Origin of the sequence: Paenarthrobacter sp. NPDC091669 (assembly GCF_044756725.1) — a bacterium.
GTDB classification, from domain to species: domain Bacteria; phylum Actinomycetota; class Actinomycetes; order Actinomycetales; family Micrococcaceae; genus Arthrobacter; species Arthrobacter bambusae_C.
The window spans coordinates 101,427-120,541 of sequence record NZ_JBIVTK010000007.1; the positions used below are offsets into that span (position 1 = coordinate 101,427).

Here is a 19,115-nt window from a genome sequence, read left to right on the forward strand (position 1 = left end):
CGGTGCCCGGCTCAGGCCGATTCGCGGATGACCAGCTCGGTGGGGATGGTGACGGCGGCGGGGCGCTTGCCGCTGATGACGTCCAACAGGAGCCGCACCATTTCCTCGCTGATCCGGTCAAAGGGCTGGCGCACGGTGGTCAGTGGCGGCGCTGCCTCCTGGGAGGCTTTGATGTCATCAAATCCGACGACGGCTACATCACCTGGCGTTGTCAGGCCGGCGTCCCGCAGGACGTCCATCGCGCCGAGTGCCATGAGGTCGTTCGCCGCGAAGACGGCGTCGATCGCCTTGGTGCGGCCCAGGAGTTCCCGCATGGCCTTGGCCCCGCTGTCGCGGCTGTAATCTCCGTGCGCGATGAGGGCTTCATCGATGTCCTCCCCTTGATGGTCCCGGTACGCTTCGAGCCGGCGCGTACCGCCCGAGGTGTCCGCAGGGCCGGCGATGGTGGCAATCCGCTGCCGCCCGCCGTCGTGCAGGTACCGCAAAACATCCCGGGCGCCCTCGTAATCATCGGCCGCGACGTAGCCCATCTTCTTCTCGAAGCCCAATGGGACGCCACAGGCAATGGCCGGGACACCCGCGGCGATAATGTCCGCAATGATGCCCTTCCGGCTGCCGTGGGACGAGATCAGCAGGACGCCGTCAACATGGCCCGCGGTGAGGAAGTCGGTGGCGCGCCGCTGCTCGTCATCCGTACCGGCCATGATCAGCACCAAGGGGATGTCGTGAACGGCCAGGGCGTCTGCAGCACCGCGCATGAGCACTGCAAAGTTAGGGTCCTCGAAGAGCCTCTCCTGCGTTTCCGTGAGCAGGAACGCCACCGAATTGGCCCGGTTGGTAGCCAGGTTCCTCGCATGCGGGTTGACGCGGTACCCGGTCTTCTTGATGGCTGCGTTGACCGCAGCCAGCGCAGACGGGCTGACCCAGTGGCCTCCGTTAAGAACCCGGGAGACCGTACCTCGCGAGACGCCTGCCTCTGCGGCCACGTCGTCGATTTTGGGCCTTGGCCGATGGGTGGGTTGCGTCATGACCAAAGCCTACCTAGGACTAGGCTTTGACGGCGCCGGCGGCCAGATCGACCCGCCAATAGCGTTGCAGCAGAAGGAACATGATGACCAGCGGGACGATCGACAGCAGCGCACCGGCAAGGACCAACGTGTAGAGAGCCGGCGCGGAGGCACCCTGGTTCAGCAGTCCGTTGAGGCCCACCGTGATGGGGAACAGGTGGTCATCGCCCAGCATGATGTACGGCAGCATGAAGTTGTTCCAGATGGCGACGAACTGGAACAGGAAGATGGTCACCAGGCCCGGCAGCATCATGGGCGCGGCGATGCGGTTGAAGATGTACATCTCCTTGGCGCCCTCAGTGCGGGCGGCCTCAATGACGTCGCCTGGAACTGAAGCCGCAGCATAGATGCGGGCCAGGTAAATGCCGTAGGGGCTGATGATCTGGGGCAACAGCACGGACCAGTAGGTGTTGGTAAGGCCTGCCTGCGCCAGCATCAGATATTGCGGAATGGCGAGGATGACGCCGGGAACCAGCACCCCCATCAGCAGGATCTTGAAGACTCCGGACTTTCCCGGGAAATCGAACTTCGCCAGCACGTAGCCGGAAAGGGCTGACACCCAGGTGGATAAGATTGCGCCGACGCCCGCGTAGAGGGCGGTGTTGAGCATCCATCGCCAGAACAGGCCGTCGCGGTATTCGGTGAGTTCCACAATGTTGTCCCACAGGTGCGTGCTGGGGGCCAAGGTGAAGGTGGAGAACAGCTCGGTGCCGTCCTTGCTCGCAGCAGCCACCACCCAGATCACCGGGAACAGGCAATAGAGCGCACCCAGGATCAGGATGCCGGTGGACAGGTAGCTGGGCTTTTCCTTCACATACTCCGGCCTGGTGGCCTTGCCTGGCTTGCTTGGCTTGGGGTTGGCGCGGCGGCTTTTGGGTGGCGTGGCGAGGGCAGTCACGGTCAGTTCTCCTGTCCGAAGGCCCGCTTCTGCACGATGCGCAGGAACAGGAAAGAAATGATGAAGGTAGCCAGGGCGATCACGATGCTGGTGGCAGCTGCGGAGAAGACGTCGTTCCGCGTGAAGGCGTCGCGGTACACCAGCATGAGCGGGGACCAACTGGTGGAAAGGCTGTTGGCCAGGGGACGGAGTGTGGTGGGCTCGGCGAAGACCTGCAGCGTTGCGATCATCGAGAACAGCGCGGTCATCACCAGGGACGGGGCAATGATGGGGATCTTGATCCTGATGGCGGTCTGGATTTCAGAACACCCATCCAGCTTGGCGGCCTCGTAGATTTCGCTGGGAACAGCCTTGAGCGAGGTGTACATGACAATCATGTTGAAGCCCACGCCACCCCACAGCGCGATGTTGCAGATGGCGAACGTGACCAGGTTGGGATCCAGCAGCGAGGGCAGTTCCATCCCGAACTGACGGGCCAGGAAGTGGAACGGGCTGACACCGGGAAGATAGAGGAAACCCCACAGGAGTGAACTGATCACTGCCGGGACTGCGTAGGGCAGGAAGATCGCTGTGCGGGAGAAGCTTCCGGCCCGCGTACGCCGCGAATCCAGCAGCAGCGCGAACAGCAGGGCAAAGCCGAGCATCAGGGGAATCAGGATGAGTCCGTAGGTCAGGACCCGGAGGACGCTGCCCAGGAATTCGGGATCCGTCAGTGCGCTGACGTAGTTGTCCAAGCCAGCGAACGCAGTGCTCTGCGAGCCTTTGCCGAGGCCCAGGCCGCTGACCTTCTTCTTCTGGAAGCTGAGCACCAACGTGTAGATGATGGGCGCTGCCATGAAGACGAGGAACAGGATGATGCCTGGGGCCAGCATTGTGTAAGGGATGAGCACCCGGGACTTGAAGTTCTTGGCCCGCCTGGGGGTGTCAGCTGTTCTGCCGGCCGCCGGACCGGGCCTGGTTGCGGTCATTGCCACGGTGCACTTCCTTGTGGTGGTTCGGGGGTAAGACTCTGGGTGGAGATGCTGCGGGAGGGCGGGGCACCACCCTCCCGCAGCTGGTGCGCTTGCTTGGAACGGCTACTTGACCGTGAAGCCGGTCTTCTTCAGGTCATCAACGGTGACCTGCTGCATGCTGTTGACCGCGTCCAGGAAGGCACTCTTCTGCTTGGACTGGGCAGCCTTGGCGAACTGATCGTTATAGGCGTTGTAGGCGACGTTGACGTTGGGGCCGTACGTGAAGGAACCCACATTCTGTGCGGCCTCTCCCACCACCTTGTAGAAGTCCGGCTGGTTGGAGAAGAACGCGGGGGCCTCGGTGAGGGAGGACTCGGCGCCGGCGGAGTCTGCCGGGTAGATTCCGGTTTCCTTGACCAAGGCCTTGACTGCCTCAGGGTCCGTGTTGAGCCACGTGGCGAACTTGGCGGCGGCGTCGAGGTTCTTGGACTGGGAGGTGACAGCGGTGGATGAGCCTCCCCAGTTACCGGTGGACGGCTTGGAGGCATCCCACTGCGGCATGGGTGCTGCCTTCCACAGGCCTGCTGTGGCTCCGGCGTTGCCCTCCAGGACGCCCGGGCCCCACGCTGCGCTGAGCCAGCCAACCTGCTTGCCGGTGTTGAGCGCGGTGTTCCACTCAGGCGTGTACATGGGCTTGTTGTCGATGATGCCCTCTTCGACGAGGCCACCCCAGTATCCGGCCACTTTCTCCGTGGGCTCTTCGGCAATCTTGACGTTCCAGGCATCGCCGTCAACACCCCACCAGGAAGCACCGGCCTGCTGTGCCATGCCGGTAAACCAGCCGGCATCGTTGGAGGAGAACGTTCCGAGATAGGCCTCCGGATCGGCTGCATGGACTGCTTTGGCCGCTGCTGCGTACTCATCCCACGTCGCGGGGACGGCAATGCCGAGCTTCTCGAAGATGTCCGCGCGGTAATAGAAGACCATGGGGCCGGTGTCCTGCGGGACCGAGTACAGCGCTTCGCTGCCCAGCGTCACGGAGTTCCAGACGCCTTCGGGGAAGTGGCTCTTGGTGTCATTGGCTGCAGTGCCGGACAGATCGGCGAGCGCGTCGGCGGCCACCAGCGTAGGAATCTTCTGGTACTCGGCCTGGATCAGGTCCGGTGCGCCGCTGCCGGCCTTGACGGCGGTGAGCAGCTTGGTGACCGCGGGGTCGCCGCCGTCCTGCTTGTTGACCGTGACGTGGATGGTGGGGTTCTTCTCGTTCCAGAGTTCCACCACCTTGTCCAGATTCGGGGCCCATGCCCAGTAGGTCAGTTCCACCTTCTGGTTGGGGTCGCTGGCTGCAGCATCCTGGCTGCCGGCGCTGGAGCCTGCGGAACATCCTGCGGCGAGCATAGTGGCCGCTGCGAGCATGGCTACGGCGCCTGCACGAAATGACTTGCGCATTTCGTCCTCCTTGTCGAAAAGCTGAATGGGGTCTGTCTGAGTTTCACCGCTCATCCGAACCGAGGTCGCATGACTGTGAGCGGTTCCAGTTAGTCACAGCCCTGTGATCCATGTCAACCCCAAATTTGATCTAGCCAGCGGAATTCGAGCTGTGATACTACTGGGAGCGCACACAGTTCTTAGGAGATTTGATGACAGACGTCCTGCAGGCCCCCGCCACCCAACCCGCACTGGCGCCTTGGGTACAGCGACCGGCCGGCCTTTGCTATGGCGGGGATTACAACCCCGAGCAATGGCCCCGCGAGGTCTGGGTGGAAGACATCGCGCTGATGAAGGAGGCCGGGATCAACCTGGTCAGCATCGGCATCTTCTCCTGGGTGTTGCTGGAGCCGCGCGAAGGCGAATACGACTTCGAATGGCTGGACCACCTCATGGATCTGCTGGCCGATGCCGGCATCAGCGTGGACCTCGGAACTCCCACCGCCGCACCGCCTGCCTGGTTCTGGAAGAAGTACCCGCATGCGCGTCCCGTGACCCGCGATGGGGTCACGTTGGGCAACGGATCCCGCGGCATGGCCAGTCCCAGCTCACCGGAATACCGCCGCGCGGCCACCAACATCACCGAGCAACTGGCACGCCGCTACGCCTCCCACCCCGCTCTGGTTCTTTGGCATGTCCACAACGAATACGGCGCCCCTGTCAGCGATTCATATGACCAGAACTCCGTGCTGGCGTTCCGTGACTGGCTCCGCCACCGCTACGGCACCTTGGACGCCCTGAACCAAGCCTGGGGCACCCTTTTCTGGGGACAGAAGTACGGCGCATGGGACGAGATTGACGCCCCCAGGGTCTCAGCAAGTGTCAGCAACCAGGGCCAGCGCCTGGACTTCCACCGGTTCACCTCCGACGCCATGCTCCAGTGCTTTATCGCAGAGCGCGATGTCATCAAGAAGTACACGCCCCACCTGCCGGTGACCACCAACTTCATGGCCACCAACTGTCTGTCCCCGGACTATTGGGCCTGGGCCAAAGCGGTGGACATCGTGGCGAACGACCACTACCTCGTCGCCCAGCGGAAGGACAACCACGTCCTCCTCTCCATGGACGCCGACCTCACCCGCTCCCTGGCAGGCAACCGTCCCTGGATGCTGATGGAACACTCCACCGGGGCCGTGAATTGGCAAGGCCGCAACATCGCCAAACGCCCCGGCGAACTGGCCCGCAACAGCCTGTCCCACGTGGCCCGCGGCGCCGACGCCGTGATGTTCTTCCAGTTCCGCGCTTCCCGCTATGGCGCGGAAAAGTTCCACTCCGCCATGCTCCCGCACGCCGGCACCGGCACCCGTGTCTGGCGCGAAGTCCTGGACCTCGGGGACGACCTGGGGAAGCTCTCCCCCGTCAAGGGCTCCACCGTGTCATCACGCGTGGCCATCCTCTGGGACGTGGAATCGTTCTGGGCGCAGGATCTGGAATGGCGGCCCAGCAGCGATCTTGACCACCGCGAACGCATCGAATCCTTCTATTCCGTCCTGTGGAACCACGGCATCAGCGTGGACTTCGCCCATCCCGAAGCCGACCTTTCCGGCTACGATCTGGTCCTGGCCCCGGCGCTCTACCTGGTGGGCGACAAAGCGTCAGCGAACCTGAGCCGCTACGTCCACGACGGCGGCCACCTGATGGTGTCCTACTTCTCCGGCATTGTGGACTGCAATGACACTGTCCCGGCTGGCGCCTCCCCCGGCGGCCTCCGTGATGTTCTTGGCCTGGAGATCCACGAATTCCTTCCCCTGCGCGAGGAAGAAATCGTCACCCTCGGCACCGGCGCCACCGGCACCGTGTGGTCCGAGGAAATCCACCCCGGCACCGCCACAGTCCTCAGCCGCTACACCAGCGGACCCGCGGCCTCAGGACCCGCCATCACCCGCAACGATTTCGGCAGCGGCACCGCTTGGTACGTTTCCACCAAGCTCGACGGCGGACACCTCGCCGACGTTGTCCTGGACGCCGTCCGGAATGCCGGAATCGATACCGGAGTCCAGCCCCCCGCCGGGCTGGAAGTGGCTTCACGAACCTCCGAGGACGGCACGTTCACCTTCCTCATCAACCACACCGATGCGGACGCCGAATACCCGGCGACCGGGCTCAATCTGCTCTCCGGCGAAGCCGTCGGCGGAACCGCGCATGTTCCCGCCGGCACCATCTGCGTCATCCATGCTCCAGCGGAACACCCCTGACCCGCTGAACCCAGGCTGCCGGCCCGGACCGACCACGGTCCGGGCCGGTATTCCAATCACCAGCTCCCAGCTTTTTATCCGAAAGGTGCCCCATGAACACCGCCACCGACACCTCAGTGGAAGTCCGGGTGGAAACCGCCACCCAACTTGAGGACCAGCTCAACGCCGCCATCCAGCACCTGCAGCCGCAGGCCACCCGCAGCGGTCACGGCATCCTGGTGACCCGGCTCAACCCCGGGCACTTCACCATCTCCGTCAGCGACGAGGTCCCTTTCGGCCTCACCCGCGAGCGCAGCCACTAACCCGCAAACAGTTCCACTTCCAGGTAAGACCCCGGCAGCACCCGTCAAGGAGGACGAACCATGAACCACCCCGCGCTGAGTACCCCCGGAAGACTGAAACAGCAACGACGGCTGCTACCCGCCGTCGTACTCGCTTTAGCCCTGGCAGGCGCAAGCCTGCTTGCCCCGGGCGCAGCAACAGCTGCCGGAACCGTCACCAATGCAGGTTTCGAGGCAGGCCTGAACGGATGGACTGTTAACGGACACAGAGATGCGGCCAAAGTGGAGTCTGGTGGGTTTCAATCCAACAGCCGCCTGACGCACTGGCTTCCGGGCAATGGGACGGTCACAACGTCACAGACCCTTAGCGGTCTTGCGAAAGGCTGGTGGACGTTCCGGGCAAACATCAAATCCGGCGGCCCCGTGGAATCGTCCCGGTTGACCCTCACCGGTTGCGGGGTGCACGGGACAACGATTCTGCCCTCCACCGAAACGGATGACCAATGGTTGTCGATGGCCGTGAGCGCCAACGTCACCAGCGGCAAGTGCACACTTAAGCTGACCACCAGCGGCGCAGGTGCCTGGGCGAGCATGGACAACGTCACCTTCAACCCGGGCAAGGTCGATCGTAAGGTCCGCGGAGCAGACCTCAGCAGCATTCCCAAGAACGAAGCGAACGGCGCCGTTTACGCTGACGCGGACGGCAACTCCGTGGATCCAGTCGAAGCGTTCGCAGACGCAGGAACCAACCTTGTCCGGTTGAAAGTGTGGGTCAACCCGGCGGACGGCTTCAACATGAAGGAACAGGTCGCCGCCATGGCCCGGCGCGCCGACGCCCAGGGCATGCGTGTCCTGCTCGACTTCCACTACTCGGACCGGTGGACGGATCCCGGTGCCCAGGGAGTCCCGGCCGCGTGGCAGGGACACTCTCCCGCAGGGCTCGCGGACGCGGTGTACAACCACACCCGTGATGTCATGGCTGCCGTTAGAGCTGCTGGTGTCACCCCGCACGCCGCCCAGATCGGCAACGAAATCAACCCGGGCATGCTGTGGCCCTACGGCCAGTCCTACGATGTGGACCCCAACGATTCGGTGACAGGCGCCCAGTGGGACAACTTGGCGTCCTTCCTGAAGGCAGGGGCGCGCGCAGTCAGCGACGTCAGCCCCGGCACCCAGAAGATCCTCCACCTGACCAACCTGAACAACGGGATTGACGGGATCAACTGGTGGTACGACCAGGCCACCGCCCGCTCCGTGCCGTTCGACATCATCGGGTTGTCCTACTACGGCTACTGGCACGGCACACTCGCCACCCTGCAGAGCTCCGTGACCTCGCTGTCCGCCCGGTACAACAAGGACGTGATCGTGGTGGAAACCTCGTACCCGTTCACCCTCGCGGACAACCCGAATGCCCCCTGGGAGAACGTCATCGCCACTCCGGGCCAGCTGGTCAAGGGCTACCCGGCCACGCCGTCCGGGCAGGCCGCAAACTTCCGCGCAGTCCAGGATGTGGTGGCCTCCGCCCCGGGCGGCCGCGGCCTCGGCGCTGTCTACTGGGAGCCGGCCTGGACATCCGTCCCCGGAAACGGCTGGGACCCGGCAGACCCGTCCTCCGGCAATGCGTGGGAAAACCAGGCCATGTTCGACTACAACAACCGCGCGCTCCCGGCTTTGGATGCGTTCCGGCCGGACGCAGGATCGACGCCGACGCTTCGGTAGTAGGTCACCACATGAGTAAGGTTCGACGTCGGCACCCGGGTGGGTGCCGACGTCGGGCTTTTTGGGGGGGTTCAGTTCTTGGTCTCGTTCGCTTGGCTCGTATGCATCTGCCGGGCGAACTGGTTCAACGCCGCAGCCACAGCACCCGGGTGGCTCAGTGTGGCGTAGTGGCCGCCCGGGATCTCCACCGGTTCGATTCCCAGCCGATCCTGTACTTGGCACCGCATGAAGGACGCTGGAAAGAACAGGTCGTCACGGCACAGAATGGCCAGTGTGGGCACGTCCGGATGCTGGCCTGGCCAAGGCCCAGACATCCAGGCCCCCTGCTGATCACGCTCCTTGTCCCGGGCTTGCTCTGCAAGATCGTCAGGGACGAGGTTAAAGAACGCCTCGTCGGGGATGGTCTCGCGGTCATGCCCGGTATTGGTCCACCAGTTTCCGAAGGTCTCGCCCGGCATCGGAATCATGGCCGAGAGATACACCAGGCCATCTGACGTGAGTTCATTGCTGACCAAGGGTGCCGTAAAGCCACCCAGCGAGTGGCCCACCACGATGGTGTGCCGGGCGCCGTCGGCCGCCTCCGTTGCCGCGCGGGTGTAGTCCTCAAGCATCGCGTTCTTGTCTTCGATGGGCAGGTCGACCGCGATGACCTCGTGGCCAGCAGCCTCGAGCAGGGGCTGGACCAAGTGCCAGTCCCACGCCGTGGAACCGCCACCATGAATCAGTACGAAAACCGCCATCTTCCTACCCCTTCAAGACATCGCTCCACTAGTGCCTGCGCCGGTGATTACGCTGCATCGAAGGCACTGACTTCAGTATCGGACGAGCCAAGGCTTTTCCCCAGTCCGGATTCGTGGACAGATACCCCCTAGGGGTACTTGACGCATACCCCCTATGGGTATATGTTCTAAATATGAGCACGCCAGACCTGAGCATGAGTCAGCCGGATGCACCCACCATCAACGTGGAACCGGAGCACCCCGCACCCCACGGGTACACCAGCAATAAGGACGCGTACCTCAAACGCTTGAAACGGATCGAGGGGCAAGTCCGCGGCATAGCACGGATGGTGGAGGACGACAAATACTGCATCGACATCCTCACCCAAGTGGCTGCCGCCACCAAGGCCCTCCATGCCGTCAGCCTGGGACTCGTCGAAGAGCACATCGGCCATTGCGTCGTTGGCGCCGCCTCCGAGCCCAACCCTGAAGCCCGCGCCGAACAGATCGACGCCAAAGTGAAGGAGGCCACCGATGCCATCGGGCGCCTGCTGCGGTAATTCCGCCAACAACCACCACACCATTCAACTCACCACCAAGGAGACCACCATGAGCCAGACCATCCAGACCAACGTCAACGTTTCCGGCATGACCTGCGGCCACTGCGTCTCCAGCGTGAGCGAAGAACTTGAGTCTCTCAACGGCGTCGAAAACGTGGCCGTAGACCTCAACCCCGGTGGACTGTCCACCGTAACCATCACCTCAACCAAGGAGCTCTCGCCGTCTGAAATTGGCGAAGCCGTGGCAGAAGCCGGCTACCTGGTGGTAGCCAACGAAGCTTAGGAGTCCTCTTGAGTAGCCAGGAGACTTTCAACCAGCCTGCACACAGGGTCATCGAGCTGGACATCGAGGGCATGACCTGCGCCTCGTGCGTCAATCGAGTGGAACGAAAACTGGGCAAACTTGAAGGAGTCGAGGCCAGCGTCAACCTGCCCCTCGAATCAGCCCACGTCACCGTCCCGGCAACCGTGACAGACCAGCAAATCGTGGACACGGTCAACGCCACAGGCTACAAAGCCACAGTCCGCCAAGCCCCACCCCCAAACACCCGTCCCCGGCGCGCAGAGGGAAGCAACAACCAGAAGGATCACGAGGGCCACGGACACAAGTCCACCCTTCACGACGATGCGGCACCGAAAGACACGGCCCAAAGTTCGCCTGCGGGAACGGAGCACGACCATAGCGGCGCCGCTGGCGGCGTGCGGCAGCATGCGTCTAAGGGAGGCACGACCGAGCATGCAGAGCACGGCGCCAGCGGCGCCGCAACAGCCGAGCCCATGGAACACGCCGGGCACGAAGACCATATGGCCCACGGCCCAACGGCTTCAACACTCCGCCCCCGCCTGATCGTCGCCGCCCTCCTGACCGTTCCAGTCTTCGCCATCTCGATGATCCCCGCCCTCCAGTTCGCCAACTGGGGCTGGATTGTCGGGGCTATGGCCCTGCCGGTGGTGAGCTGGGCGGCGTGGCCTTTCCACAGGGCTGCTGCCATCAACGCACGCCACTTCGCCTCTACCATGGACACGCTGGTGTCCATCGGTGTGATCGCCGCATACCTCTACTCTGCGTGGCAGTTGTTCGCGGACCCCCGAATGACTGAACACCCCGGTATGGAAAGCATGTCCGGCGGCGGGCTGTACTTCGAGGTCGCTGCGGTGGTCACCACGTTCCTGCTGCTGGGGCGCTACCTTGAGGCGAACGCGAAGGCCAAGGCCGGCAATGCACTCAAGGCCCTGCTGAATCTGGGCGCCAAGGATGCCACGATCCTGGTGGACGGCGTGGAGCAGAAGATTCCTGCCGATCAGCTTTTGGTGGACGACGTCATTGTGGTCCGCCCAGGCGAGAAGATCGCCACTGACGGCGTGGTCACTGATGGCGCTTCCGCTGTCGACGCTTCACTGGTGACAGGCGAATCGGTGCCGGTCGAGGTCGGGCCCGGAAGCGCGGTGACGGGCGCTACCATCAACACGTCCGGCCGCCTGCTGGTCCGTGCAACCCGTGTTGGTTCGGACACGACGCTCGCCCAGATGGGTCGACTGGTCAGCCAGGCGCAGACCGGAAAAGCGCCCATTGCGCGGCTGGCGGACAGGATCAGTTCGGTGTTCGTGCCGATCGTGCTGGTCATCGCCCTGGTGACGTTCCTGCTGTGGCTGTTCTTCTCCGGTGACCTTAACGCAGCCTTCACGGCCGCCGTCGCGGTCCTCGTCATCGCCTGCCCCTGCGCCCTGGGTCTGGCCACTCCCGTCGGCCTGCTGACGGGAACGGGCCGCGGCGCTCAGCTTGGCATCCTCATCAAGGGCCCACAGGTTCTTGAGGACACCCGGCACGTGGACACCATCCTGCTGGACAAGACGGGCACCGTGACCAGCGGGAAGCTCGCCGTGGACCACACTTCGGGCCTCAACGGCTACTCATCGGCCACCGTCCTGACATTGGCAGGGGCCGTTGAAGCCGCTTCCGAGCACCCGATCGCCCACGCGATCGCCGCCTCGGCGCAGGAAGCAACGCACGACGGCGGCCGCCTGCCTGGCGTTGAGGGCTTTAGTTCCGCTCCGGGCGGCGGTGTCCGGGGAACCGTAGCTTTCGAGGGAACCTCCCAGACTGTAGTTGTAGGGCGCTCCGGCTGGCTCGAGGAGAACGGCATCACCCTCGACTCCAGCCACCGGGAAGCCCTGGCTGCAGAGGAAAACGCGGGCGCCACGGCGATCTGGGTTGCCGTTGACGGCCAGCCGGCCGGCATTATCAGCCTGAGCGACACCATCAAGCCCGGCTCGGCAGCGGCAATCCAAAAGTTGAAGGACCTGGGCATCCGCCCCATCCTGTTGACCGGCGATAACGCTGCCGTGGCCGCCCAAGTGGCTGCCGCCGTCGGGATTTCACCTGAGGACGTGTTCGCCGGCGTACTGCCGGAGGGCAAGGTCGAGGCTGTCAGGAAGCTGCAGGCTTCCGGCGCCACGGTGGCCATGGCCGGTGACGGCGTGAATGACGCTGCAGCCTTGGCACAGTCGGACCTCGGCATCGCGATGGGCTCGGGCACGGATGTTGCCATCGAGGCATCCGATCTGACGGTGATGGGCAGCGACCTTGGTCAGCTGGTGCAGGCGATCGAGCTGTCCCGCAAGACCCTGTCCACCATCAAGACCAACCTGTTCTGGGCGTTCTTCTACAACGCGATCGGCATCCCGGTGGCAGCACTGGGATTCCTGAACCCCATGATCGCCGGCGCAGCGATGGCAGCGAGCTCGGTGCTGGTAGTAGCCAACTCGCTGAGATTGCGTTCTTTCGGGAAGTAGCCCCAGGAACGGAAGCAGGGCCCGGCTAGGCTGTCCCGAAACGGACGGCCGACCGGGCCTTTGCCTTGGCTGCTTCCTCGTCCCGGTTCTTCGCCGGAGCATTGCTGACCAAGGAGTCCAGGAGATGTTGCGTAATATGCGCGATCTCGTGGACAGCCTCTGCGAAGGCTTCCTCGTTGGCCTTGGAAGGCTTGGTGGATCCGCTGATTTTGCGCACATACTGCAGCGCTGCGGCCTCCACTTCGGCATTCGTGGCATGCGGTTCGAAGTTATGCAGGGTCCTGATATTGCGGCACATAACCCCATGCTAACTATGGGCAGCGCTGCATGGGGAGGGGTGCCCATCGACGGTTTTTGGATTCCCGGGATAGGTTTTAGTTATTGGATCTTCCGGATGAGCCGGAGGCCGCTGGGGATGCCGAAGAGCTCGGGTCCGAACAAATGAAGGAGAATCTCATGGCTATTTGGGGTGCAGATGTTGATCAGCTTCGTCAGCTCGGTAACAAGCTGAAGGCAGGTGCCGAGAACATCGAGCAGCAGCGTTCACAGCTCAAGGGCGCGCTTGATGGCACCGACTGGAAGGGCCCTGACGCTGACAAGTTCCGCGGCGAGTGGGACAGCCAGCACGCTTCGAACCTGAAGAAGGTTGCCGACGCACTTCGCGAAGCCGGCGACCGCGCTCAGAAGAACGCCGAGCAGCAGCAGCAGGCTTCCAACTAAGACAGTTGGGAAGAACCCGGACGCACCAGCGTCCGGGTTCTTTGCTTTTAAGGGAGCAGCGAGCCCCGGCGTTGTTCGCACACGCTGCCGTTGTTCGGCGGAGATTTCGAACAAGCCCGGGATTCCTCCGGCTTAGTCGCGCGGCGCTTTGGTGACGGACCCTATCGGGACGGGTTCGACGTCGTTCGGGTGGTCCAGGACCCGGGCCGCGGCCTCAGCGGGCCGGCCAGCAGCAGTGCGGCGATCTCCGCGGAGTTCGTCGACGCGGACCAGGACGACTCCGCCCACAATGAAGAGGCCACCCAGCAATTGAATGGGCCCGGGAAGTTCGCCCAGCAGCAGCCATGCCCAGATCACGGCGAAAAGAACTTCGGTCAGCGAGACGAAAGATGCCACCTTGGAACCCAGGCTCCGCGCGGCCATGATCCCGGAAACATAGGCAAGGACAGTGGCCAGGATGATGAGTCCGACGGCGGACACCCACCACGGCGTTGTCCACGGTCCGAGGGTGGTGTCGGCGGTGCTGAACGTCATGGGCAGCAGTCCCAACAGGCCCACCAGCCACATCACCAGCGCACCCACCATGAGCCCGCCGGACGCGAGCACCAGCGGAGGCAGGGTGTCGTTCTCCTTGGCAGTAATGAAGAAGTAGATGACCAGGCACACGGCCGCGGCCATGCCCCAAAGAACACCGATGAAGTCCACTTTCACGGCACCGGTCAGGTCGAGCACCAGAACCAGGCCACCCAGTGAAAGGAGCGCGCCCACGGCGGTAAGTGCCCGGGGCCGGCGGCGGCTTGCGATCCACAGCCACAGGACGATCATCACCGGAGCCAGGTACTCCAGCAGCAAGGCAACACCCACGGACAATCGCGCGACGGCGTTGAAGTAAAACAGTTGGCAGCCTGCCACCCCGATCAGTCCGAAGAGCAGGATAGTCAGCCAGTTGTCCTTGAGTTGGTGCCAGCGGCCGCGGAGAACCACGACGGCGGGTATCAGCAGAATCAGAGCGGCACCGGTGAGGCGCACGGCAACTGCGGCGCCGGGTGACCAGCCGGTTTCCAGCATCGACTTGGCGAACGAGCCGGACGTGCCAAAGACAGCGGAAGAAAAGAGTGCGATGCCGAGTCCTGATGCCAGGAAACCTTGTGCATCAGCCTTCGTCGTTGGAGCTGACACAGCAGCCTCCTGTCAGGAGTAAAGTGGGCTTATGGTCATGACAGTACTCCCGAAACTTGTAAGGAGTCAAAGTGCTTTTTGCGCCTGACACCGAAGTTGCCCTTCGCAGCGTCGTCAACCTCATCAACACCGCAGCCAATGGGCAGGAATCACTCGTCACCCTCGAGGACCTCGATGCGTTCCTGAAAGCTGAAGAGTTCACCGGTTCGCGGGTCAATTCCCCTGCCGAGCTGAACAGCATCAAGCGCCTTCGCAGCGAACTCACGGCACTCTGGAGCGCCGATGAGGACACGGCCGCAAAGTCCGTCAACAAGATTCTGGCCGACGCCAAGGCACTCCCCCAGCTCGTAAAGCACGATCACTGGGACTGGCACCTCCACGCCACCACCCCCGAAGCTCCCCTGGCAGACCGGATGGGCACCGAAGCCGCCATGGGCATCATTGACGTGATCCGCAGCCGGGAAATGGAGCGCATGCGGGTGTGCGCGGCAGAGGACTGCGATGCCGTGGTGCTGGACCTCAGCCGCAACCGCTCCAAGCTCTACTGCGACACCGGCAATTGTGCCAACCGAGCCCACGTCGCCGCCTACCGGGCCAGGAAGGCCGCCGAGGGCGAGTAAAGGGCATAATGGCGCTATCCATGCGCTCGATATAGAGGACATCCACCATGACAGCGAGTTCCATCAGCGAGTACATCGACCAGTACGACGGTGATGTACAGCAACGATTGCTGACCGTGTACCAGATGATCAAGTCGGCCGTACCGGCTGAAGCGGTGGAATCGATCAGTTGGCGCATGCCCACTTTCAAACTCGGCGTCGAGCCGTTGTTCTTCTTCACCGGAACCAAGCGCCACGTCGGGTTCTACCCCACACCGCAGGCGATCACGCACTTTTCAACGGCTTTGAGCGGCTACGGAGCCCCCGAGCACGCCATCCAACTGCCCCACAATGCGCCGCTCCCCATCGAGCTCATTCGCGAGATCATCGATTGGCGGCTGCAGCAATTGCCTTCAGACGAGGCATGACCGGTTCGCTCAAGCTGCACTCCCCGGCCACGGCACACACAAAAAAGCGCTCCCCCACCAAGGTGAGGAAGCGCTCGAAGGTCAGCGGCCGGCGTCGTGCGTTTCCGTGCCATCGTCCGGAGCAGCCGGGCCGCCATGGCCGGGACGCTTGGAACTGAGGTTGACTCCGGATCCCTTGCCGAGGTGGTCGGCGTTTTCCTTGTGGCTCATGGACAACATGGCCGCCACAACGAGGCTCACGATGAACGCGATGCCGGCGCCGGTGAAGGCGAGGTCGAACCGCGGGGCCTTCGCGCTGCCGCCGGAAGCGAAGATGAGAACAGCCACGAAAGCCAGTACTGCAAAGAACGCGGAGAACATGAGCGGTCCCTTGACCGAGGTCCGCATCTTGCGCGGTTCTCCTGGTGTCTGGTCAGCCACGGTCATTCCTCCAATGATGGCGGTTCGTGCCCGCCGGTCTGCAAAAGTTCTACAACGAGTAGAACGTCCAGCTACTAGTTTACGGCCTCGGGCGAAGCGCCGGGAGCAGTGGCCTGGGCCGTGCCGCCGGCAGCAGCCTTGGCGTCGTGCCGCAAGGTCAGCCCTGACAGGATCCACAGAACTCCGGAAATGATGGCCCCACCACCGGCAACGCCCAGCAGCGCATGCGCCCCGAGCGAGGTGAAGAAGGGCAGCAAAACTGCCGTGCCAACGGAAATGACGCCGGAAACGAGCCAGTCACGCGCCAGGGAATCGCGCTTCCTGATCCCGTGCACCAGCTCGAGGAGGCCCAACACCAGCAGCGCCAGCATGGCTGAAAGAGCGACTCCCGCGTCAGACTGCGTGACCAGCGCCCCGATTCCGCCGAGCGCCACCACAGCAGGCACCGCCACGGGCAAAGCGCGGGACATCCACACGGCCACCGCAGTCGCGAGCAAATACGGGCCCACAGCCCACGCCAGGACGTGCACGGAGGGGGTGGCCCAGAAGATCGTGACCGCGCCGAACGCCAGCGCAACAGTGGCACGGATCAGCACGGGTTTCGAGAGTCCGGCCGCGGAGGCAGAAGGAGTCTGGGCAGGAGTCGCTGGGAGAGTCACCCGTCCAGTTTAGTGCGAACCCAGCACCATCCACCGATCCGTGCGTGCACGTAGCCCCAAAGTCACCCCGCGGGCCAGCATGTAACCCAGCGCAAACGCGGCCCACAACCAGAGGAGCCCCGCCTCGCCGTCGGGCCTTAACTGGTGGATGGCCACCAACAGCGGCAGGTAGACCACCAGGTTGACGACGCCGGCAATCGCCAGATAGCGCGCGTCGCCGGCGCCGATGAGGACTCCGTCCAGGACGAAGACATAGCCCGCCAACGGCTGCCCGACCGCCAGGACCCAGAGGGCGACGGTGAGGGCGGAGCGGACACCGGCGTCGGGAGTGAAGAGGTATCCGGCCCACGGGGCAGCAATGGCAAGGAGTAGACCGGTGATCACACCGAAGCCCAGGCCCCAGCGGATCATGGTGCGGGTCAATTCACGGACGCGTTGGGCGTTCCTGGCGCCGAGTTCCTTGCCGATCAGGGCTTGCGCGGCAATGGCCAGGGCATCCAGGGCGAACGCGAGGAACGAGAAAATAGTCATGGCCAACTGGTGCGCGGCCAGGTTCACGGCCCCTTGGGCAGTGACGACCAGAACAGTGGCGAGGATGGCGAGGCGGAGACTCACGGTGCGCAACATGAGCCACGAACCCACCTTGGTCATGGCCCGGATGCCATGCCAGTCGGGCTTCAAGGACACACCGTGTTGCCGGGCGTTGCGGCTGACCATCACCAAATAGACCGCCGCCATGGCCCACTGCGCAATGCTCGTGCCGATCGCCGAGCCGGCTACCGAGAGGTTCAGACCGTAGACGAAGAACAGATTGAGGGCGATGTTCACGGCGAAGCCCGCGGTTGCCACGACAAGCGGCGTCCGGGTGTCCTGGAGTCCGCGAAGAACACCCGTGCCGGCAAAAATGAGGAGCATCGCGGCCAGGCCCGGCATGGACCAGCGCAGATAATCGACGGCGAATTGCTGCACGTCTCCTGTCGCTCCCATGAACCCCACCAAGGGCTCGGCCGCCACAAAGCCAACCACCGCGAGGACCAGGCCCAGCAGCAGCGCCAGCCACACGCCGTCGCGCCCTGCCGCCAAAGCCTTGCCCAACTTCCCGTCGCCGATCGCCCTGGCGACCGCCGGCGTCGTTGAATACGCGAGGAAGACCATGAGGCCAACTGCGGTGTGCAGGATGGTGGACGCGAGCCCCACACCGGCCAGCTGGTCGACGCCCAGATGCCCGACGATTGCGGAGTCGGCCAGCAGGAACAGGGGCTCAGCAATGAGCGCGCCGAATGCGGGGACGGCCAGGCGGAGGATCTCGCGGGCGTTGGAACGGGTGGGAGTGGTTGTGGTTTGAGGCACTAAACCAGACTAGTCCGCCGCGGGCCGGGTACATTTGGGCCGTGTCACATGAGCATCCCGTCACCGTTTCCGTCGCCCGCACCATCCTCCCGGGCTACACCCGCCAAGCCAATGCGTGGGCCCACGCCGGCCAGGAACTCGCCCGCGAATGGCCCGGATATTTGGGATCGGGGTGGGTTCGCAATGGGGTGGATTCCACCGAATGGCACATGCTTTACCGCTTCTCAGACGCAGAGTCGCTGCAGGAGTGGGAGGACTCCGAGGAACGGCGTTGGTGGATTGACAGCGCCAGGGACATGATGGAGACCACCCGCGTGGAACGCCACACGGGGATTGAAGGTTGGTTCTCACGGCCCGGCGACGTGTCGGTGGTGGTGCCCGAAACGGTGGTGCCGCCGCGCTGGAAGCAGGCCATCAGCATCTTCCTGCCGTTCTTTCCGTTGAGCTTGCTGGCCAATTTCCTGCTGCATCCGTTGACGCAGGACTGGCCGTTGGTGTTCGGGGTCCTCCTCAACATCGTGATCCTCACGCCGTTGATGACGTACATTTTCCTGCCGATCACCACCCGGCTGCTGCAGCCGTGGCTTCAGGCGAAGCCCCGCCGCGCCCGCCCGGCCAGGACCAAGGGGACTGCGCGATGAAATACGTTCTGTCCGCCGACAAGGACCGCGTTGATCGCGATTGGCTCTGGAATGAACTCTCCACCAACGTCTACTGGGGTACCTGGCGCACTCGCGCCGATGTTGAGGCACAGTTGGACAACGCTTGGCGGATCGTGGGCGCCTACGATTCCCGCACCGGCGCCATGGTGGGTTACGCCCGGGCGTTCTCCGACGGCGTCGCCATCGCTTACCTGGCCGACGTTTACGTCCAGGAATCCGCGCGCGGCCAGTCGCTGGGCAAGGCCATTGTCCGGGAAATGATCGACGCCGGGCCGGGGGCCAACTTCCGCTGGATGCTGCACACCAGCGATGCACATGGACTGTACCAGCAGTTCGGTTTTGCAGAACCGGATGCGCGCTACCTTGAGCGTCGCGAAGTCAGGTAGCTGGGAGTTTGGTCATAAAAAGCCACGATTAGTTGACAC

Annotated in this window: 21 protein-coding genes; 11 read left to right on the forward strand and 10 right to left on the reverse strand. The window is 63.6% G+C overall.

What is annotated here, in order from left to right:
• Window positions 1-11 precede the first annotated feature (11 nt).
• From ACIQLI_RS13130 to ACIQLI_RS13145, 4 genes are all read right to left on the reverse strand, one after another.
• Window positions 12-1,028, reverse strand: a complete 1,017-nt coding sequence (locus ACIQLI_RS13130; RefSeq protein WP_400389042.1) for a LacI family DNA-binding transcriptional regulator — start codon at window positions 1,026-1,028, stop codon at window positions 12-14.
• 19 nt (window positions 1,029-1,047) lie between these two features.
• On the reverse strand, window positions 1,048-1,965 hold the full coding sequence (locus ACIQLI_RS13135; protein ID WP_400389045.1) for a carbohydrate ABC transporter permease: 918 nt from the start codon (window positions 1,963-1,965) through the stop codon (window positions 1,048-1,050).
• A 2-nt stretch (window positions 1,966-1,967) separates the two neighbouring features.
• On the reverse strand, window positions 1,968-2,933 hold the full coding sequence (locus tag ACIQLI_RS13140; RefSeq protein WP_354231651.1) for a sugar ABC transporter permease: 966 nt from the start codon (window positions 2,931-2,933) through the stop codon (window positions 1,968-1,970).
• Window positions 2,934-3,041: 108 nt separating this feature from the next.
• Window positions 3,042-4,367 (reverse strand): ABC transporter substrate-binding protein, encoded by a 1,326-nt coding sequence (locus ACIQLI_RS13145; RefSeq protein ID WP_400389048.1) that lies wholly within the window; start codon window positions 4,365-4,367, stop codon window positions 3,042-3,044.
• Window positions 4,368-4,558: 191 nt separating this feature from the next.
• Here ACIQLI_RS13145 and ACIQLI_RS13150 point away from each other — a divergent pair, with 191 nt between their 5' ends.
• From ACIQLI_RS13150 to ACIQLI_RS13160, 3 genes are all read left to right on the forward strand, one after another.
• Complete coding sequence (locus tag ACIQLI_RS13150) at window positions 4,559-6,601, forward strand: beta-galactosidase (protein ID WP_400389051.1); 2,043 nt, start codon at window positions 4,559-4,561, stop codon at window positions 6,599-6,601.
• A gap of 92 nt (window positions 6,602-6,693) precedes the next feature.
• A complete protein-coding gene (locus ACIQLI_RS13155) occupies window positions 6,694-6,903 on the forward strand; it encodes a hypothetical protein (RefSeq protein ID WP_354231333.1) in 210 nt (69 codons plus the stop codon).
• A 60-nt stretch (window positions 6,904-6,963) separates the two neighbouring features.
• A complete protein-coding gene (locus tag ACIQLI_RS13160) occupies window positions 6,964-8,601 on the forward strand; it encodes an arabinogalactan endo-beta-1,4-galactanase (RefSeq protein ID WP_400389055.1) in 1,638 nt (545 codons plus the stop codon).
• Window positions 8,602-8,672: 71 nt separating this feature from the next.
• Here the strand turns inward: ACIQLI_RS13160 and ACIQLI_RS13165 are convergent, their stop codons facing one another.
• The gene (locus ACIQLI_RS13165; protein ID WP_400389058.1) at window positions 8,673-9,341 is read right to left on the reverse strand and encodes an alpha/beta fold hydrolase; all 669 of its coding nucleotides are present in this window, start codon (window positions 9,339-9,341) and stop codon (window positions 8,673-8,675) included.
• Between the two features lie 173 nt (window positions 9,342-9,514).
• On the opposite strand from ACIQLI_RS13165, the gene ACIQLI_RS13170 reads away from it, so the two are divergent.
• The 3 genes from ACIQLI_RS13170 to ACIQLI_RS13180 are packed head-to-tail and all read left to right on the forward strand — an operon-like array spanning window position 9,515 to window position 12,673.
• A complete protein-coding gene (locus tag ACIQLI_RS13170; protein ID WP_400389061.1) occupies window positions 9,515-9,880 on the forward strand; it encodes a metal-sensitive transcriptional regulator in 366 nt (121 codons plus the stop codon).
• A 49-nt stretch (window positions 9,881-9,929) separates the two neighbouring features.
• Complete coding sequence (locus tag ACIQLI_RS13175; RefSeq protein WP_026541102.1) at window positions 9,930-10,163, forward strand: heavy-metal-associated domain-containing protein; 234 nt, start codon at window positions 9,930-9,932, stop codon at window positions 10,161-10,163.
• A gap of 8 nt (window positions 10,164-10,171) precedes the next feature.
• Entirely contained in the window at window positions 10,172-12,673 is a 2,502-nt protein-coding gene (locus ACIQLI_RS13180; protein WP_400389064.1) for a heavy metal translocating P-type ATPase, read from the forward strand.
• 25 nt (window positions 12,674-12,698) lie between these two features.
• Here ACIQLI_RS13180 and ACIQLI_RS13185 read toward each other — a convergent pair whose 3' ends face one another.
• Entirely contained in the window at window positions 12,699-12,971 is a 273-nt protein-coding gene (locus ACIQLI_RS13185) for a DUF2277 domain-containing protein (protein ID WP_026541100.1), read from the reverse strand.
• Window positions 12,972-13,129: 158 nt separating this feature from the next.
• Between ACIQLI_RS13185 and ACIQLI_RS13190 the strand changes: the two genes are divergently transcribed.
• The gene (locus tag ACIQLI_RS13190) at window positions 13,130-13,393 is read left to right on the forward strand and encodes a WXG100 family type VII secretion target (protein WP_011776688.1); all 264 of its coding nucleotides are present in this window, start codon (window positions 13,130-13,132) and stop codon (window positions 13,391-13,393) included.
• Window positions 13,394-13,525: 132 nt separating this feature from the next.
• Here the strand turns inward: ACIQLI_RS13190 and ACIQLI_RS13195 are convergent, their stop codons facing one another.
• The gene (locus tag ACIQLI_RS13195) at window positions 13,526-14,572 is read right to left on the reverse strand and encodes an EamA family transporter (protein WP_400389068.1); all 1,047 of its coding nucleotides are present in this window, start codon (window positions 14,570-14,572) and stop codon (window positions 13,526-13,528) included.
• Between the two features lie 71 nt (window positions 14,573-14,643).
• Between ACIQLI_RS13195 and ACIQLI_RS13200 the strand changes: the two genes are divergently transcribed.
• Together ACIQLI_RS13200 and ACIQLI_RS13205 are read left to right on the forward strand one after the other, a co-directional pair.
• Complete coding sequence (locus tag ACIQLI_RS13200; protein ID WP_172323463.1) at window positions 14,644-15,192, forward strand: CGNR zinc finger domain-containing protein; 549 nt, start codon at window positions 14,644-14,646, stop codon at window positions 15,190-15,192.
• A gap of 47 nt (window positions 15,193-15,239) precedes the next feature.
• A complete protein-coding gene (locus ACIQLI_RS13205; RefSeq protein WP_400389071.1) occupies window positions 15,240-15,599 on the forward strand; it encodes an iron chaperone in 360 nt (119 codons plus the stop codon).
• A gap of 81 nt (window positions 15,600-15,680) precedes the next feature.
• Here ACIQLI_RS13205 and ACIQLI_RS13210 read toward each other — a convergent pair whose 3' ends face one another.
• From ACIQLI_RS13210 to ACIQLI_RS13220, 3 genes are all read right to left on the reverse strand, one after another.
• The gene (locus tag ACIQLI_RS13210) at window positions 15,681-16,025 is read right to left on the reverse strand and encodes a hypothetical protein (protein ID WP_400389074.1); all 345 of its coding nucleotides are present in this window, start codon (window positions 16,023-16,025) and stop codon (window positions 15,681-15,683) included.
• Between the two features lie 68 nt (window positions 16,026-16,093).
• On the reverse strand, window positions 16,094-16,678 hold the full coding sequence (locus ACIQLI_RS13215; RefSeq protein ID WP_400389077.1) for a DUF308 domain-containing protein: 585 nt from the start codon (window positions 16,676-16,678) through the stop codon (window positions 16,094-16,096).
• Window positions 16,679-16,687: 9 nt separating this feature from the next.
• Window positions 16,688-18,028, reverse strand: coding sequence for an MATE family efflux transporter (locus ACIQLI_RS13220; RefSeq protein ID WP_400389080.1), 1,341 nt, complete (start codon window positions 18,026-18,028; stop codon window positions 16,688-16,690).
• A 41-nt stretch (window positions 18,029-18,069) separates the two neighbouring features.
• On the opposite strand from ACIQLI_RS13220, the gene ACIQLI_RS13225 reads away from it, so the two are divergent.
• Both ACIQLI_RS13225 and ACIQLI_RS13230 read left to right on the forward strand, forming a co-directional pair.
• Window positions 18,070-18,669 (forward strand): antibiotic biosynthesis monooxygenase, encoded by a 600-nt coding sequence (locus ACIQLI_RS13225; RefSeq protein ID WP_400389083.1) that lies wholly within the window; start codon window positions 18,070-18,072, stop codon window positions 18,667-18,669.
• Window positions 18,666-19,076, forward strand: a complete 411-nt coding sequence (locus ACIQLI_RS13230; protein WP_400389086.1) for a GNAT family N-acetyltransferase — start codon at window positions 18,666-18,668, stop codon at window positions 19,074-19,076. The genes ACIQLI_RS13225 and ACIQLI_RS13230 overlap by 4 nt, the downstream gene beginning before the upstream one ends.
• Window positions 19,077-19,115 lie beyond the last annotated feature (39 nt).

What these genes read in the sequence shown, in the direction of transcription:
- ACIQLI_RS13130 (WP_400389042.1), bottom strand. Translation starts at nt 1,028, where the DNA reads ATGACGCAACCCACCCATCGGCCAAGGCCCAAAATCGACGACGTGGCC.
- ACIQLI_RS13140 (WP_354231651.1), bottom strand. Translation starts at nt 2,933, where the DNA reads ATGACCGCAACCAGGCCCGGTCCGGCGGCCGGCAGAACAGCTGACACC.
- ACIQLI_RS13145 (WP_400389048.1), bottom strand. Translation starts at nt 4,367, where the DNA reads ATGCGCAAGTCATTTCGTGCAGGCGCCGTAGCCATGCTCGCAGCGGCC.
- ACIQLI_RS13150 (WP_400389051.1), top strand. Translation starts at nt 4,559, where the DNA reads ATGACAGACGTCCTGCAGGCCCCCGCCACCCAACCCGCACTGGCGCCT.
- ACIQLI_RS13155 (WP_354231333.1), top strand. Translation starts at nt 6,694, where the DNA reads ATGAACACCGCCACCGACACCTCAGTGGAAGTCCGGGTGGAAACCGCC.
- ACIQLI_RS13160 (WP_400389055.1), top strand. Translation starts at nt 6,964, where the DNA reads ATGAACCACCCCGCGCTGAGTACCCCCGGAAGACTGAAACAGCAACGA.
- ACIQLI_RS13165 (WP_400389058.1), bottom strand. Translation starts at nt 9,341, where the DNA reads ATGGCGGTTTTCGTACTGATTCATGGTGGCGGTTCCACGGCGTGGGAC.
- ACIQLI_RS13170 (WP_400389061.1), top strand. Translation starts at nt 9,515, where the DNA reads ATGAGCACGCCAGACCTGAGCATGAGTCAGCCGGATGCACCCACCATC.
- ACIQLI_RS13175 (WP_026541102.1), top strand. Translation starts at nt 9,930, where the DNA reads ATGAGCCAGACCATCCAGACCAACGTCAACGTTTCCGGCATGACCTGC.
- ACIQLI_RS13185 (WP_026541100.1), bottom strand. Translation starts at nt 12,971, where the DNA reads ATGTGCCGCAATATCAGGACCCTGCATAACTTCGAACCGCATGCCACG.
- ACIQLI_RS13190 (WP_011776688.1), top strand. Translation starts at nt 13,130, where the DNA reads ATGGCTATTTGGGGTGCAGATGTTGATCAGCTTCGTCAGCTCGGTAAC.
- ACIQLI_RS13205 (WP_400389071.1), top strand. Translation starts at nt 15,240, where the DNA reads ATGACAGCGAGTTCCATCAGCGAGTACATCGACCAGTACGACGGTGAT.
- ACIQLI_RS13210 (WP_400389074.1), bottom strand. Translation starts at nt 16,025, where the DNA reads ATGACCGTGGCTGACCAGACACCAGGAGAACCGCGCAAGATGCGGACC.
- ACIQLI_RS13230 (WP_400389086.1), top strand. Translation starts at nt 18,666, where the DNA reads ATGAAATACGTTCTGTCCGCCGACAAGGACCGCGTTGATCGCGATTGG.